This window comes from Amycolatopsis speibonae (assembly GCF_042647925.1).
GTDB lineage: Bacteria > Actinomycetota > Actinomycetes > Mycobacteriales > Pseudonocardiaceae > Amycolatopsis > Amycolatopsis speibonae.
In genome coordinates this window covers 12,410-27,690 of sequence record NZ_JBHRWK010000002.1, presented here as the reverse complement: position 1 = coordinate 27,690, position 15,281 = coordinate 12,410, and the positions used below count along the sequence as shown (strand labels likewise).

Here is a 15,281-nt window from a genome sequence, read left to right as displayed (position 1 = left end):
CACCGAGGTGAAGCAAGGGACCTTTGCTCTCGCGCGGTCAGTCGCTCCCGTTGGCGCGGTGCCGGTCGTGGCCGTTGACCGGACGCTTTCCCGAGTCCTGGGAGCCGAGCTGCTTCACGAGCGCGGCGGCGCTCGCGGTCCCCGCCTGGTGTTCGGCGAGCGCGCGGGCGAGCAAGTCGGCGAGACCGGCGTCCGGCGGCGGCTCGTCCTCCGCGATGGCGCGGGCGTAGCTCTCCGGGAACGGCGTGACCGGCCGCCAGGAACCGGTGTCGGTCAGCGGGTCGAGCGCCGGCGGCATCCGCAACCGCGGCAGCCACGGATCCGTGACCTCTTCCTTGGCGTTCGGCCGGGGACTTTCCTTGGCGCTGTCCCGGGTTCCGATGCCGTGCGACGGCGGCGGGTCTTCCCGAGGCGGCGGCGCGAGCGGGACGGCGGGTTCGGCGTACTCGACCGGAGGCTGCTCCCTGCGAGCGCGGCCGTTGTCGGCACGTTGCTCTGCGGCGGGTTCAGGAGCCACGGGATCCGTGGGGCCGTCCGCGCGGCGACGGCCACCACCGTGCCCGCCGGTGCTCGAGATCCCGAGCCGGTCCAGCACAGATTTCGCCGCCACGGAACCGTGTTCGGCGTCGTGCCTGGTCTTGCGCGAAACGGGCGCGGCGGACCGGCGGACACGCTCTTCGGCCGCCCACTCGTCGCTCTCCCACAGCGGGGCGGCGGTGCCCGGCGGACGCGGCGGCTCGGCCTCGGCAGCCATCCTCGGCCGGGGTTCGGCGGCGGGCTCGGGAGCCAGAAGCAGTTCCGGGACCGCGGGTTCCGGGACCGGTACGGGCACCGGCTCCTCGTACCGGACGGGTACCTCGGGCTGCCGTCGCGCGGCCGGGGCCGGGGCCGCCGGGGCTGGAGCCGGGGCGACGGTCTCGCGGGCCGCAGGCGCCTCGGGACGGCTGCGTCGCCTGCGCCCCGGTTCCGGAGGCGAAGCCGGTTCCGGACGCTGTGCGGGTTCAGGGTGCTGTGCGGGCTCAGGGCGCGACACGGGCTCCGGTTTCGGCGGCGGCATCAGCTTCGGCGCGGCGGGCTCGAACCTGATCGCCGGCTTGGGTGGCTGAGGCTTCTTCGGTACCCGGCGGCGCCAATCGCTGTCGGACGCCGAGGCTTCGCGAACCGGCTCCGGACGGGACGGCGGCTTCAGGACCGGCGCTTCGCGCTTCTCCGCGACCGGTGCCACGGGAGGCTCCGCCGGACGCTGATGCTCGGTGGGACGCGAAGACTCGACGGGACGCTGAGATTCCGCGGAACGCTGAGATTCGGCAGAACGCGGGGACTCGGCCGGACGAGAGGGTTCGACCGGCGTTTGCCGCACCGTCGCGGGTTCCGCCTGCCTGCTCTGCCGCGCTTGCCGTGGCGGCTCGCGACGAACCGGCGGCTCGGCCGCGGCCCGTTTCGGGGTCGCCGCGTCGATCGCCGCCATCACCGCGGTCACCTCGGCCGCTTCCGGTGCCGAGGCTCGCGTCGGAACGGGTGCGGGCGCCGGAGCAGGTGCGGCGGCAGGCTGCGCGGCGACGGCCCGCAGGACGTCGTCGAGGTCGACAGCGGCGTTTTCGGCCGCGCCGAACTCACCGACCAGGACGTTGCACGCCTGCCTGCGCGCGCGGGCGTGCAGATGCTCGGCGGCCCGCGAACGGTGCAGGCAGCCGATGGCCTCCTCGGCCCGGCCGAGCCGTTCCTCGATCTGCGCGAGTTCCAGCCACAGCCGTGCCGTGACGGCGTGCAGCTTGTGGTCTTCGGTGCCGGCGACCGATTCGCGGACGAGCATGCCCGCGGCTTCCCCGGATCCCGCGGGCAGCAAGACACGGGTGGCCACCGCCAGCCGCAGCCACGCGGCGGGCGCGACCCCGGCGGCCCGGACGGGCGCCGCGAGGATCGGCTGCGCGACCTCCAGCGCCATCTCCGTGTCGCCGCGGTCCAGCAACGTGCAGACGAGTTGCAGGATCAGCCTGATCCGGACGAGACCTCCGTCGTCGTCCGGGTTTCCGAGCCTCTCTAGCATGCCCAGCCCGGTCCGCGCGGCGTCGGCGGCCGACGTCAGATCTCCGTGACGGCGACGGTGCGCCGACACCCCGACCCGCAGCATCGCGCGGATCAGCAGCTGGGAGTCCGCCGCCATCGAGCCGTCGCCGAGTACGAGCTTGTCCGCCTCGGCGAGCACGCGGTCCAGTTCCGCCTTGCGGCCGAACTGCGCCAAGCAGCCGACGAGGTGGCACAACGCCTCGGCCCGGTGCGCCGGCGAGACCGCCGGATCCGCCAGCAACGGACGCAACGCGGCCAACCCGGTCAACGGGATGCCGACGCTGCGCGCGCAGACCGCCAGGTCGATCCTCAGCCGAGCGGCGATGTCTCCGTAGCCCGCGTGTTCGGCGGCGCGCAGGGCGGCCACCGCCCGGCCGACCGTCCGTGGACGGCCGCCGAGCCGCACCCGAGCGCTCACGACCAGGCTCTCCGCGCGGATCCATTGCTCGTCGGCACCGGCGGCCTCGGCGAGCGCGGCCGCGCGCTCCCCGAGGACCAAGGCGAGTTCGGGCGCCCTCAAATGCAGGGCGTCCGCGCGCTCGATCAGCCTGCCGACAGCGGACAAGGTTCCCCCGGTGGTAGCCGTCCGCCCACCCACCATGGTGGTGGGCGAGCCCGGCCGTTGGCGCTTGCTGGCTTCCACGGGGAACCCCCGGCCCTCAGTCGCGGGTCAGCTTGCGATGGGTGACGCGGTGCGGACGAGCCGCCTCGGCACCGAGACGTTCGACCTTGTTGCTCTCGTAGCCCTCGAAGTTACCTTCGAACCAGAACCATTGCGAGGGGTTCTCGTCGGTGCCTTCCCAGGCAAGGATGTGCGTCGCGACCCGGTCGAGGAACCACCGGTCGTGCGAGATGACCACGGCGCAGCCGGGGAACTGCTCGAGAGCGTTCTCCAGCGACCCCAGGGTCTCGACGTCCAGGTCGTTCGTCGGCTCGTCGAGCAGGATCAGGTTCCCGCCCTGCTTGAGGGTCAGCGCCAGGTTCAGCCGGTTGCGCTCACCACCGGAGAGCACACCCGCCGGCTTCTGCTGGTCCGGACCCTTGAACCCGAACGCGCTGACGTAGGCACGCGAGGGCATTTCGGTCTGCCCGACGTGGATGTAGTCCAGCTTGTCCGAAACCACCTCCCATACCGTCTTCTTCGGGTCGATCCCGCCGCGGTTCTGGTCCACATAGGACAGTTTGACCGTCTCGCCGATCTTGACCCGGCCGTCGTCCGGCTCCTCGAGCCCGACGATCGTCTTGAACAGGGTCGTCTTGCCGACACCGTTCGGCCCGATCACGCCGACGATGCCGTTGCGCGGCAGGTCGAACGACAGCCCGTCGATCAGCACACGGTCGTCGAAGCCCTTGCGCAGCTTCTCGACCTCGACGACCACGCTGCCCAGCCGGGGCCCCGGCGGGATCTGGATCTCTTCGAAGTCGAGCTTGCGGTGCTTGTCGGCCTCCGCTGCCATCTCTTCGTAGCGGTCGAGCCGGGACCGCGACTTGGTCTGGCGCGCTTTGGCGTTGGACCGGACCCATTCGAGCTCGGTCTTCAGTCGCTTGGCGAGCTTGGCGTCCTTCTTGCCCTGGACCTCGAGGCGCTCGCGCTTCTTCTCCAGGTACGTCGAGTAGTTGCCCTCGTAGCCGACGACGCGGCCGCGGTCGAGCTCCATGATCCACTGCGCGACGTTGTCCAGGAAGTACCGGTCGTGGGTGACCGCGAGGACGGCGCCGGCGTAGTTCGCGAGGAACTGTTCCAGCCACAGCACGCTTTCGGCGTCCAGATGGTTGGTGGGCTCGTCGAGGAGCAGCAGGTCGGGCGCGGACAGGAGCAGCTTGCACAGCGCGACCCGGCGGCGCTCACCACCGGAGAGGTGGGTGACGGCCTCTTCCGGCGGCGGGCAGCGAAGGGCGTCCATCGCCTGCTCCACCGCGGAGTCGATCTCCCACGCGTCGGCGTGGTCGAGGTCCTCCTGGAGCTTGCCCATCTCCTCCATCAGCTCGTCGCTGTAGTCGGTCGCCATCAGCTCGGCGACCTCGTTGAAGCGGTTGAGCTTGACCTTGATCTCGCCAAGGCCTTCTTCGACGTTTTCGCGGACGGTCTTCTCTTCGTTGAGCACCGGCTCCTGCATGAGGATGCCGACACTGGCGCCAGGCTGGAGGAAGGCTTCGCCGTTGCTGGCCTGCTCGATCCCCGCCATGATCTTCAGAACGGTGGACTTACCCGCGCCGTTCGGCCCCACCACGCCGATCTTGGCGCCGGGGTAGAACGCGGTGCTGACGTCGTCGAGGATGACCTTGTCCCCGACGGTCTTGCGCACCTTCTTCATGGTGTAGATGAACTCGGCCATACAAGCGATCGTAGAGCGAGCCGATCGGGGACTTGACGGCGGTCACCACCGAACTACCGACAGTCATCCTCACATCACTGAGCGAGCATCGGCACCTTCAGGCCACTGGTGCCTCCTCCAGCGCGGTGACCATGGGATTCCCCGCGGGCGGCGCCGCCATCGGGATCGCCCGGGGCCGATCACGCCCGGCCCGCATGATCTCGGCGGAACAACGCGCGAGGTTGGGGCCGATGGAGAAGGCCTCAAGCTCAGGTAGACCGAGAGGTGCCGGGATCTCCTCCGCGGTCTCGGCGCCGCGCAGCCGCCCGGCCACGATCACCGGATCGCCCTTGCTCAGGCACGCGAAAGCCGCCATCGCGAGCTTCCGCCAGCAGGTGACCTTGACCGCGAGCTGCCGCCCTTCGCACCACTCCCCTCTTTCCTTGTCGTACCGGCGTTCGACACTCCGCAAGCCGAACGACACGATGTCGTGCCCGTGCACCCGTTCCGGATGGTGGATCGGTTCGCTCGTCAGGTTGCCGATCATGGTCACCCACGTTTCGCCCATCGCCATCACACTCGCCTTTCTCCTCGATCCGGGCCGTCCCCGGTGTTTCCCTTGAGCACAGCCTGCCTCGGATCAAGGGGCGGAAACGGCCTCGATCGGGATCTGTGGACAACTGCGGGCGCGGTGGACTTCCTGTGGACAACTCGGCCCGTCGTGAGTGGCAAGGACGGTTAGAGCGGTAAGGCAAACGTGGCGGGCGTCGAGGTGTGCGCCGAATGTGGCATTGGGGACGGTCAGTGTCCCCAATGCCACGTCGGGGGCACCCTGGGGTTCGGTGACCCGACGTCATGTCCTGAAGGCCCCCTTCAAGACATTCAACGTCTTAAGGGGCCCTTCAGGACATTCCGCGTCGCGGCTCAGGGCACCGGAACCCTTCCGGACATGACACGAAGGGAACCTTCCCCGCAAGCGACGCGACGAAAGCCCCCTTCACCCCGACCAACAAGACACCTTTGCCTCTCGGCCCACCAGAACCCGAATCGCCACTCACGACCAGCCCGAGAAGACGCTCTACGAACCCTGCCCCGGTCCCCGGCCCTGATCGGCGAGGTTCTTCAGCATCGCGTTGTAGGCGTTGAGATCCGCGTCGCCCGAGGCGTCCTCGCGGCGATCCTTGCGCCGGGCCTCCCGCTCGTCCTGACGCGCCCACTGCACCAGCAGCGCGACGAGCACCAGCAGGACCGGCAGTTCACCGGACGCCCACGCGATCCCGCCGCCGAGCCGCTGGTCGGTCAGCAGGTCGGTGACCCACGGAAGTTTCAGCCCGCGGTAGAAGTCCTGCCCTAGCACGGTCTGCATGCTCATCAGCGCGATCCCGAAGAACGCGTGGAACGGCATGGCGGCGAACATCATCCCGAGCCGTCCCAGCGGCGGGATCCGACGAGGCGCAGGGTCGACGCCGATCACCGGCCAGTAGAAGACGTAACCGGCGAGCAGGAAGTGCGCGTTCATCGCCAGATGCGCCCAGTGGTAGTTCAGCGCGGCGTCGAACAGGCCCGAGAAGTACAGGCCGTAGAAGGACCCGACGAACAGCAGCAGGGCGACGACCGGATGCGTCAGGAACCGCGAAAGCGGCGAGTGCACGAAGGCGAGCACCCATTCACGCGGTCCGGGCGGGGCGTCCTTGCCCGCCGCGGGCAGTGCGCGCAGCGCGAGCGTCACGGGTCCGCCGAGCACGAACAGCACCGGCGCCACCATGGACAGCAGCATGTGGTTGCCCATGTGCACGCTGAACATCGCGGGCGCGTACCGCCCGATGCCGGACGACGTCGCGAGCAGCAGCACGAAACAGCCCGCGAGCCACGCGACGATCCGGCCGGTGGCCCAAGTGTCGCCGCGGCGCCGCAGCCGTCGCACGCCGGCGAGGTACAGCCCGGCGAGAACGATCGCGAGGGTGCCGTAGACGAGGTCGAACCGCCAGTCCGTGAGCAGCCGGAAGACGGTCGGCGGACCGTAGAGGTCGTAGCCGATCAGCAGTTCCGTGGTCGACGGCTGGGTGAACGATTCCTGCGGCGGCGGGGTCTTCGCGAGTCCGGTGGCGATGCCGATCGTGATGAACATGATCAGCACTTCGACCGCGGCGAGCCGCAGCAACTGCCCACCGCCGGCGCCGTTCACCAGCCCGGCGACACCCTTCTGCCGTTGCTGATGCCCGAAGACGCCGAGCAGCAGCAACGCGACGATCTTCGCGACCACGAGCAGGCCGTAGTCGGTGGTGAACAGGTCGGCGATCCTGATCCGCACCAGCGCGTTGACGATGCCGGAGACCGCCATCACGATCCAGCAGACCAGCGCCAGCTTGGAGAACCGCGTCGCGGCGAGCTTGAGGTTCTCGCCGCGGCGCCAGCCGAGCGCGAGCAGCGCCACCAGGCCGCCGACCCACAACGCGGCGGCGACCAGGTGGTACAGCAGGCTGTTGGTCGCCATGTCGTGCGAGCCACCGCTCGCGGAATGCCCGGTGACGGCGACCGGGATCAGGCCGCCGACGGACAGGAAGAAGACGACCGTCGTCCAGCCCCAGGTCAGCGCGAGACGGCAGCCGAGCGCGACCAGCAGCGCGATCAGCGCGGTGAACAGCCAGGCCTTGGGCTGCTCGATGGCGTCCACGAGGTCGATGAGCACCTGCGGCGAGAGCACCTCGGTGAACGGGCGCCCCGCGCCGTCCGCCGCCGAGAAGAAGATCGACGCGGCGGCCGCGAAGAACCAGACCCACGCGGCGACGCCCGCGACGCGGATGGCCGAGTACCCGTCCGCCGCGAGTGTGCCGGACTTCTGCGGCGGGACGAGGAACGCGGCGAGCAGCAGCGAACCCACGCACAGCACCGAAGCCGCCTCGGCCAGCACCCGGACGACGGTGATGCCGTAGCGCGTCACCAGCCCCGGATCCGGCAGGCCGGCGATGACGTAACCGGCGCCACCGGTCAGCGCGACCAGGCCGACGGCCACCACCGCGGCCAGGAGCGCCCCGATCGACACCAGCGGCAGGACACCGGCCTTCCGCGCGGGTGGGGCCGGTTTCGTCTCGGGGTCTGAAGGCACGTCACGAGGGTATGCCGGACCCGAAACGGGCAAGATGGGGGCGTGCGGATCATCCTGCTGAGGCACGCCGAGTCGCTCGGCAACGTCGACGAGCTCGCCTACACCCGGATCCCCGACCACGCCCTCCCGCTCACCGATGACGGCCGCGAGCAGGCGAGGCTGACGGGCCCGGAGATCGAGGAGGTCCTCGACGGGCAGCGACCGGCGGTCTACGTCAGCCCGTATCTGCGGACGCGGGAAACGTTGCGGCTACTGGACATCCGCGACACCTGCGAGCGGATCACGCAGGAGCCGAGGCTGCGGGAACAGGACTGGGGCAACCTCCAGGATCCGCAGGAGCAGGAGGTCCAGAAGCAACGCCGCCACGAGTTCGGGCACTTCTTCTACCGGCTCCCGTTCGGCGAATCCGGGGCGGACGTCGACGACCGCGTCGCGGCGTTCCTCAGCGAGCTGGGGGCCTGCGGCGAAGATCACCCCGATACCGTGCTGGTCGTCTCGCACGGCCTGACCATCCGGTTGCTGTGCCGTCGGCTCTTCGGCTGGAGCATCGAGCTGTTCGAGTCCCTGTCCAACCCGACGACCTGCGAATACCGCGTCGTCGAGCGGGTGGGCGACAAGTGGACGCTGGACCGCCCGTTCCGCCAATGGCGTGACTCACCCGACGGGGAGACCCAGATTTGAAGGTGCGAGGAGCACCACCCTCGTCCCCAGCCCCGGGCTGGATTCGATCCGCGCGAAACCGCCGGCTTCCGCCATCCGCGCGATGATCGAGTTCTCGAGACCGAAGCCGCGCCGCCTGTCACTGACGTCGAACCCGGCGCCGTGATCGCGCACCGTCAAGGAAACCCCGCCGCCGATTTCCTCGACGCTGACGACGGCCCGTCCGGCCCCGGAGTGCTTCAGCGTGTTGCGCAAGGCCTCCCTGGCCGAGTCGTGCAGGGCCATGGCCGACTCTTCCGAGAGGTCCGGGCCACCGGAGTCCTGGACGACGACCTCGACCCGCAGGCCTTCCGCGGCCATCTCGGCGGCGAGGAGCCGGAGACGCTGGTGGAGCCCGACCGGTTCGGCCGGTTCGTGCTCGAGGCTGATCCGGATGCGCATCGCCTGGGCGCGAGCGGTGCGGCGGACCCGGTCGAGGCTGGCGGCCGGGTCGAGTACGTCGGCGGGCGCGGGGATCGCGAACGACTCCATCACCTGCAGGACGGTGTCGTGGACGTCGCGGCGGTGCCGTTCGCGTTCCGCCGCGCGGCCCTGCTGCTCCCCGAACCCGAGCGCGAACCGCATCGACGCGCCGACCAGGCCGACCAGCGCGAGCGACGCCACCAGCGCCGTCGCGAGGGTGAGGAAGAGACCGAGTGAGGAAGCCGGATCCAGCACGGTGTTCAGCACCATCGCGCCGCCGACGACGAGCGCCCCCGCCGGCGCGCCGCGCAGCAGGGTCCAGATCATCACCGTGCCCATCAGATGGGTCCAGGTGATCGACATGATCGCGAGGTCCGGCGAGATCAGCGTGGCCCCCAGGACGAAGAGGACTGCGCATCCGGCGTCGGCCGCCGGCACCAGCCGCGTACCTGTCGGAGACCACCGGAAGATCCAGACGGCTTCGGCGAGGTTCGGCACCAGGTGCAGCACCGCGAACGTCCACAGCACCGAGGATCCGGTGAGCCCGGCCGTCCACACCGCCTGCGCCAGCATCACCAGCCGGAACACCACCGGGACCAGGACGAGCCGGGGCAAGGTGGTCTGCACCAGCCGCGCCGGGATCCCGGGAACCTGATGACGACCGGCCCGGACCCCCACGCCGCCCCCGAGTATCAGCACCCTCACGCCGCTCCTCCCCCGGATCAGCCGTCCTGAAACAGCGACCATGTCGCATTCATTTCAGTTTACCGAGCAATCAGCTTGCCCGCGTCCCGGCGAGGATGTCAACGGGCGACGGCTTCTGAGACCTCCTCCCGTTTCCCCGCCCGCGCCGCGGCCACGGCGGACGGCACGATCAGCGCGGCGGTCAGGCCGACGAACAGGAACGACACCGAAAGCGACGTCACCTGCGCGATCCCGCCGATCAGCGGCGGCCCGGCGAGGAAGCCGGTGTAGGCGATCGCGGTGACGAAGGCCAGCTCCCGCTCGCCGCCGGTGCCGTCGGCACGTTTGCCCGAGGCACCCGCGAGGCTCAACGCGATCGGGAAGGCCGCGGCCAGTCCGGCACCCGCCAGCGCGAAGCCGACGAACCCGAACACCGGCAGCGGGGCCAGCGCGGCGAGCACGAGCCCGGCCGCGGCGATCCCGGCGCCCACCGCCAGCGCGCGGGTGGCACCGAAGCGGTTCTGAAGCCAGGCGCCCGCGAGCCTGGCGAGCGCCATGGCCAGGGCGAACCCGGAGTAGGCGAAGGCCGCGGCGCCGTCACCGACCCCGTGCACGGACGTCATCAGCAGGGCGGACCAGTCCGAACTCGCGCCTTCCGCGATCGCCGAGAACAGCGCGATGGCGGCCAGCAGCCAGAGGACGGGACGTTTGATCGGCGGCACCCGCGGCTTCTCGACGGGCTCGGTGTGCGCGGGCCGCGCGCCGGGAACGGCCACGACGACGAAGGCGAGCACGACGAGCGCCGCCAGCGCGGCGACGGTGAGATGCCGTCCCGGCGACCACTGGTGCGACGCGGCGAATCCCGCGGCGACGGAGCCCGCCAGCGCACCGAAGCTGAACCCGGCGTGCAGGATCGGCATGATGGCCCGCCCGGAACGGCGCTCCACTTCGACACCCGCGACGTTCATCGCGACGTCCAGCGCCCCGACGCTCGCACCGAGGACGAACAACGCCCCGGCCAGCAGGGCGACCGACGTCGAGAAGCCGATCATCGGCAGTGCGGCGCAGGCGATGACCGTGCTGCCCGCGACCACCGCGCGGGCACCGTGCCGCTCGATCAGCCGCCCCGAAACCGACGCCGCGATCAGCATGCCGACGCTGGCGCCCAGCAGGGCCAGGCCGAAGACACCCGGCGAGGCGTTCACCCTTTCCGACAGCGCCGGAGTCCGCGGCGCCCAGGAGCCGAGCGCGGCCCCGTTGAGCGCGAACACGACGAAAACGGCCGTACGGTCACGCATAAACCCCAGTCTCCTTCCGATTCCTGTTCCCCCAGAATGACTGAAGCGCTTCAGAAAGTCCACCGTCCCTGCCACGGCCTAGACTGCGGCGGTGACCAGCACGCGACGGCGAAGGCCGACGTTGGACGATGTCGCCGACGCCGTCGGGGTGTCACGGGCGACCGTCTCCAACGCCTACAACCGGCCCGATCAGCTGTCCGCCCAGCTGCGGGAAGAGGTGCTTCGCGCGGCCAAGAAGATCGGGTACGCGGGGCCGAACCCGACGGCGCGCAGCCTGGCCACGAGCCGCACCGGCGCGATCGCCGTCCTGCTCGACACGAATCTTTCGACGGCGTTCTCGGATCCCGCGCTGTCGGTCACCCTCGACGCGCTCTCGACGGTCGTCGACCCCGAAGGCCACGCCCTGCTGCTGCTCCCCGGCGACGGCGAGAGCGGCGGCCCGCGCGCGGAGCGGATCCTGACCGCGCAAGCCGACATCGCCGTGGCGTATTCGCTGGCCGACGGCGCGCCGGCGTTGAACGCGGTCCGGGATCGGGGCCTGCCGCTGGTGGTGATCGACCAGCCGCATATCCGCGGGTCGGCCAGGATCGGGGTGGCGGACCGGGCCGGCGCGGCCGCCGCGGCCCGGCATCTACTGGAACTCGGGCATCGGCGGATCGGGATCTTCTCGGCACAGTGCCTCTCGGCGCCGCGCGGCGGCGAACTGAGCGCGGCGGAGGCCGGGAACAGCCGGTTCCACGACAACCGCGAACGGATGGCCGGCTATCTGGAGACGCTGGCCGAAGCGGGTGTCCCGGTGACGGACGTGCCGATCTGGGAGGCGTCCGGGCTTTCCGTCGAAGGAGCGCTTCCCAGCGCTTTCGGCCTGCTGGACCGGCACCCACGGCCGACGGCGCTGCTGTGCATGTCGGATCTGCTGGCGCTGGCGGCGATTTCGGCGGCGAGGCACCTCGGCCTGTCGGTCCCGGGTGATCTTTCCGTCGTGGGCTTCGACGACGTCCCGCCCGCCCGATGGTCCGAACCACCGCTGACGACCGTCCGGCAGGACCTCGCCGCCAAGGGACGGGCGGCCGGCGATCTGGTGCTGGGCCTGTTGCGTGGGGAGAAGGCGCCGGCCCCCGCCGAGGTGCCCGCCGAACTCGTCGTCCGGGACTCCACCGCGCGCGTTTAGCAGCCGATTTCGGCACGCGCAAGGCGGTCCCGGCGATATGTGGACAACTCGCCCCGATCGAGCGGCGCATTTCTACTTATCCACAGAAGTAGAAATGCGGGCAGACAAAGCCTTCCTCTCGGGTCATCGTGGAATCACACATTCACCGACGGCCACCGGGCCGCCGATTCACGGGGGAGAACCCAGCCATGCAACGACGTCTGACGAACCTGCGCGCACGCCTCCCGCACGTCCTCCTGCTGGCCATGTTCGGCCTGCTGACCAGTACCGGAGTCGCGAGCGCCACCACCGGGCCGCCCGCGCCCGCCTGCCAGAAGGGCGAGTTCTGCGTCTGGGGCGAAGAATCCTTCGGTGGCACCGTGCACAAATTCGACCTGCGCACCTCCAATCCCGAGGAATGCATTCCGCTACCCGAAGGCTTCGACGGGCATTCGTTCGTCAACCGGCTGAGCAGGGATGTGACGATTTACCAGAGCGAAGAGTGCACGACCGAAGGAGATTTCATCACCTATCCGGGTGGCGGCACCTACGTACCCCAGGGACCGTTCGTGATCCGCGCCCTCAAGATCTGGGACTGACCACCCCGGCGGTTCGTGCCGGTCGCTCGCGGAAGAGTCGACTCGCGACCTGCACGAACCCAGGGGCCGCTCCCCCGAAGCGGCCCCGGCCCGTGGGCGCGTCACCCCGCGTCGTGACGCGCTCACGGGCGTTCCAAAAAACGGTGGGCTCGACCTGAAACGATCTGGCGGTGTCGAACGATCGACAGGTTGGCGACGGCTAAGCTGCCGATGCTGGGCGACACCCAACGTCGCCGACGTCGGCCCTCGTAGCTCAGCTGGATAGAGCAAGAGCCTTCTAATCTCTAGGTCGCAGGTTCAAGTCCTGCCGGGGGCACGTCGCGCCTGGTCAAGAGCCCCTCTTGACCAGGCATTGGGACCACGAGGGGCCAGATGGTCCATAAACGGGCCACTCCGGGCGAGATGCCGTCCTGGTACCCGCGGTCGAGGTACCGGGACGGTGTCCCATCCGCCTACTCCTCGTGATCATCCCGACACTCACGGCAGGCCTTGCCGCCACTCGGAAAACTCGCCCCATGGGTGGAAGTTCACCAGGCGACTTGGCCGCACGAAAAGGCTCCACCGAGCATTCCCGTCCGAAGCACGTGGCGTCGCGTTGTCACGTCCCATGCGGTATCGAAGAAGTGGTCCATCGGCGGCTGCGGCCGCTATAGGTTGTGCGCATGTATGTGCCGACGCCGCCCCAGAGCGACCCGCATCCGACCGCCGGGCCGCCATGGTGGCTCGTCATCGGGCCCGGCTTCGCCGCGCTCATCGGTCTTTTCCTGGTCAGCGTGATCTACCGCTTCGACGGCGGCTCGGCCCTTCAGCTCGATCTGGCCATGTCCAGCCAGTCCCTGCTGCTGACCGGTCTCGTCGCGTACCTCGTCGCGGCCGCGATCGCCTTCCCGGCAGGACTGCTTCTCGGCGCGCGCTTCCCGACGCCGGTGACCGTGCCCGCGATCGTCTTGATGCTTTTCGGCGTGTTGCTGGTCGCCTTCGTCCCGAACAGCGGCCTGTTCCTGGTCGGCCGGGTGCTCAACGGACTCGGCGCGGGCGCCGTCCTCGGGGTGACCGTCGCGCTGATCCGGCGGCTCCAGGCCGGTCGCGGCGCCGCGACCGGGGTCATGGCGGGCCTCGGTGTCCTCGCCTTGGTGCTCGCACCGGTGCTCGGCGGACTGCTCTCGGACGCCACCGGTTTCCGGGTGGTGTTCGTGGTGGCCGCGCTGTTCGTGTTCCTCGCGCTCGTCGTCGCCGGAGTCCTCGGCATCGTCGCGCTGGTCAAGGCGAAAACGCCGGCCCGGCCGATGCCGTACCCGCCGCACGCCTGACCTTCAGTCGCCGAGACCCCGCAACGCCACGAGCAGTTCCTCCGGCACGTCGAGACCGGCTTCGACCTCGGACACCTTCGCGGCCACGCGCCGGTACGTCGCGCGGCCGCGGGCACTGAGGTGGACGAGCACCCGGCGCCTGTCCGCGGCGTCGACCTCGCGGTACGCCTGCGCGGTGGTCACCAGTTTGTCGACCACCCTGGTCAGGGTCGGGGCGGTGGCCAGCGTCCGGTCGGCGAGGTCGGCCATGGCGAGGCCGCCCTTGCCGCTCAGCGCGTCCAGCACCAGCCACTGGTCCAGGGTGAGACCTTCCTTGGCGAGCACCTGCTCGACCCTGGCGGCGACGGACCTCGCGGCGCGGGTGAGCGAGCCGGTGATCGACATTCCGGCGGTCGCGACGCCGCGTGTCCCCATATCCCGTCCCCTTGCCAAAACCGGACACCCTCGCAATACTTCCAGGTGGAAGCACTTTGACCTTACCGGGCCACCGCACGGAGCGCCATGCCCCTACGCCTCGCCACGCGGCCCCGCGACGACACCTGGCGGGTCGCCATGGTGGTCCCGTTGCAGGGGCCCGCCGGGCTGTTCGGCCCGTCCTGCGAGGCGATCACCGAGCTGGCCGTCCACGAGCTCAACGAATCCGGCGGCATCCTCGGCAGGCAGGTCGAGGCCGAGGTGGTCGACGGCGGCGGCAGTCCCGGGCAGGTGGCCGAAGACCTGCGGCGCCTCGTGGACAGCGGGCGGGTCGACGCGGTGAGCGGCTGGCACATCTCGTCGGTCCGGCACGCGCTCGCGCCGGTCGTGGCCGACAGGCTGCCGTACGTGTACACCTCGCTCTACGAAGGCGGCGAGCGCCGTTCGGGCATCTTCTGCACGGGCGAGACGCCGCGATGCCAGATCGAACCGGCATTGCGCTGGCTGCGTGACCAGCTCGGCGCCCGGCGCTGGTTCGTCGTCGGCGACGACTACGTCTGGCCGCACCGGTCGGCGCGGGCGATCCGGCAGTACGCGAAGGAACTCGGCCTGCGCATCACCGGCGAGGCGTTCGTCGGACTCGGCGAGGGCGATATGTCCACAGTGGTCCGTTCGGTCGAACAGTCCACCAGCGACGGTGTGCTCATGTTGCTGGTCGGACAGGACGCGGTGCGCTTCAACCGGGCCTTCGCCGCGCGAGGACTCAGCGACCGGCTGATCCGCTTCAGTCCGCTGATGGAGGAGAACATGCTCCTCGCGAGCGGCGCGAACGCCACCGGCAACCTCTACGTCTCCGCCGCCTACTTCCGGTCCATGGTCACCGCCGACGCGATGGACCTGCTCGGCCGCTACGTCGACCGCAACGGTCCCGGCGCCCCGGCCTTGAACAACGCGGCCGAATCCTGTTACGAGGGACTGCACACGCTGGCGGAACTCGTCCGCCGCGCGGGGACGCCGGAGCTGCGCGCGCTCAACGCGGCGATCGACGGCGTCGCCTACCACGGCCCGCGCGGCACGATCGAGTTCCGCGGGCAGCAGGCCGACCAGCACGTCCATCTCGCGGTCGCCGACGGCTACGACTTCGAAGTCCTCACCCGGCTCTGAACTCCTCCTCTTGACTCGCTCCGGCGCACCACATACTTTCATTTGAAATTAT

At 70.1% G+C, this 15,281-nt stretch carries 12 protein-coding genes and 1 tRNA gene; 6 read left to right on the top strand and 7 right to left on the bottom strand.

The window, feature by feature from the left end; genetic code table 11:
- Positions 1-37: 37 nt before the first annotated feature.
- The 4 genes from ACFOSH_RS00245 to ACFOSH_RS00230 all read right to left on the bottom strand — a co-directional run bounded on the left by ACFOSH_RS00245 (position 38) and on the right by ACFOSH_RS00230 (position 7,488).
- Complete coding sequence (locus ACFOSH_RS00245) at positions 38-2,710, bottom strand: hypothetical protein (protein WP_378236510.1); 2,673 nt, start codon at positions 2,708-2,710, stop codon at positions 38-40.
- Positions 2,711-2,726: 16 nt separating this feature from the next.
- Entirely contained in the window at positions 2,727-4,403 is a 1,677-nt protein-coding gene (gene ettA / locus ACFOSH_RS00240) for an energy-dependent translational throttle protein EttA (protein WP_378236509.1), read from the bottom strand.
- A 97-nt stretch (positions 4,404-4,500) separates the two neighbouring features.
- Positions 4,501-4,950: a single-stranded DNA-binding protein gene (locus tag ACFOSH_RS00235; RefSeq protein ID WP_378236508.1), complete on the bottom strand. Its 450-nt coding sequence runs from the start codon at positions 4,948-4,950 to the stop codon at positions 4,501-4,503.
- Between the two features lie 510 nt (positions 4,951-5,460).
- Entirely contained in the window at positions 5,461-7,488 is a 2,028-nt protein-coding gene (locus tag ACFOSH_RS00230) for a cytochrome c oxidase assembly protein (protein ID WP_378236507.1), read from the bottom strand.
- A 42-nt stretch (positions 7,489-7,530) separates the two neighbouring features.
- Here ACFOSH_RS00230 and ACFOSH_RS00225 point away from each other — a divergent pair, with 42 nt between their 5' ends.
- Entirely contained in the window at positions 7,531-8,169 is a 639-nt protein-coding gene (locus ACFOSH_RS00225; protein WP_378236506.1) for a histidine phosphatase family protein, read from the top strand.
- Here the strand turns inward: ACFOSH_RS00225 and ACFOSH_RS00220 are convergent.
- Both ACFOSH_RS00220 and ACFOSH_RS00215 read right to left on the bottom strand, forming a co-directional pair.
- Positions 8,143-9,309, bottom strand: coding sequence for a sensor histidine kinase (locus tag ACFOSH_RS00220; RefSeq protein ID WP_378236505.1), 1,167 nt, complete (start codon positions 9,307-9,309; stop codon positions 8,143-8,145). The two genes, ACFOSH_RS00225 and ACFOSH_RS00220, sit on opposite strands and share 27 nt — an antisense overlap.
- 104 nt (positions 9,310-9,413) lie before the next feature.
- The gene (locus ACFOSH_RS00215) at positions 9,414-10,592 is read right to left on the bottom strand and encodes an MFS transporter (protein ID WP_378236504.1); all 1,179 of its coding nucleotides are present in this window, start codon (positions 10,590-10,592) and stop codon (positions 9,414-9,416) included.
- A gap of 121 nt (positions 10,593-10,713) precedes the next feature.
- On the opposite strand from ACFOSH_RS00215, the gene ACFOSH_RS00210 reads away from it, so the two are divergent.
- The 4 genes from ACFOSH_RS00210 (at position 10,714) to ACFOSH_RS00195 (ending at position 13,651) form a co-directional block, all read left to right on the top strand.
- Positions 10,714-11,763 carry a LacI family DNA-binding transcriptional regulator gene (locus ACFOSH_RS00210; RefSeq protein ID WP_378236614.1) on the top strand — a complete coding sequence of 350 codons (1,050 nt, stop codon included), beginning with the start codon at positions 10,714-10,716 and terminating at the stop codon, positions 11,761-11,763.
- Positions 11,764-11,951: 188 nt separating this feature from the next.
- Positions 11,952-12,341: a peptidase inhibitor family I36 protein gene (locus tag ACFOSH_RS00205; RefSeq protein WP_378236503.1), complete on the top strand. Its 390-nt coding sequence runs from the start codon at positions 11,952-11,954 to the stop codon at positions 12,339-12,341.
- 242 nt (positions 12,342-12,583) lie between these two features.
- Positions 12,584-12,657 (top strand) — tRNA-Arg (locus tag ACFOSH_RS00200).
- Positions 12,658-13,003: 346 nt separating this feature from the next.
- Positions 13,004-13,651: an MFS transporter gene (locus ACFOSH_RS00195; RefSeq protein ID WP_378236502.1), complete on the top strand. Its 648-nt coding sequence runs from the start codon at positions 13,004-13,006 to the stop codon at positions 13,649-13,651.
- A 3-nt stretch (positions 13,652-13,654) separates the two neighbouring features.
- Here ACFOSH_RS00195 and ACFOSH_RS00190 read toward each other — a convergent pair whose 3' ends face one another.
- Complete coding sequence (locus ACFOSH_RS00190) at positions 13,655-14,065, bottom strand: MarR family winged helix-turn-helix transcriptional regulator (protein ID WP_378236501.1); 411 nt, start codon at positions 14,063-14,065, stop codon at positions 13,655-13,657.
- 87 nt (positions 14,066-14,152) lie between these two features.
- Between ACFOSH_RS00190 and ACFOSH_RS00185 the strand changes: the two genes are divergently transcribed.
- On the top strand, positions 14,153-15,229 hold the full coding sequence (locus ACFOSH_RS00185; protein WP_378236500.1) for a substrate-binding domain-containing protein: 1,077 nt from the start codon (positions 14,153-14,155) through the stop codon (positions 15,227-15,229).
- The last annotated feature ends 52 nt before the right edge of the window (positions 15,230-15,281 follow it).

What these genes read in the sequence shown, in the direction of transcription:
- ACFOSH_RS00205 (WP_378236503.1), top strand. Translation starts at nt 11,952, where the DNA reads ATGCAACGACGTCTGACGAACCTGCGCGCACGCCTCCCGCACGTCCTC.
- ACFOSH_RS00215 (WP_378236504.1), bottom strand. Translation starts at nt 10,592, where the DNA reads ATGCGTGACCGTACGGCCGTTTTCGTCGTGTTCGCGCTCAACGGGGCC.
- ACFOSH_RS00235 (WP_378236508.1), bottom strand. Translation starts at nt 4,950, where the DNA reads ATGGGCGAAACGTGGGTGACCATGATCGGCAACCTGACGAGCGAACCG.
- ACFOSH_RS00195 (WP_378236502.1), top strand. Translation starts at nt 13,004, where the DNA reads ATGTATGTGCCGACGCCGCCCCAGAGCGACCCGCATCCGACCGCCGGG.
- ACFOSH_RS00185 (WP_378236500.1), top strand. Translation starts at nt 14,153, where the DNA reads ATGCCCCTACGCCTCGCCACGCGGCCCCGCGACGACACCTGGCGGGTC.
- ettA (WP_378236509.1), bottom strand. Translation starts at nt 4,403, where the DNA reads ATGGCCGAGTTCATCTACACCATGAAGAAGGTGCGCAAGACCGTCGGG.
- ACFOSH_RS00190 (WP_378236501.1), bottom strand. Translation starts at nt 14,065, where the DNA reads ATGGGGACACGCGGCGTCGCGACCGCCGGAATGTCGATCACCGGCTCG.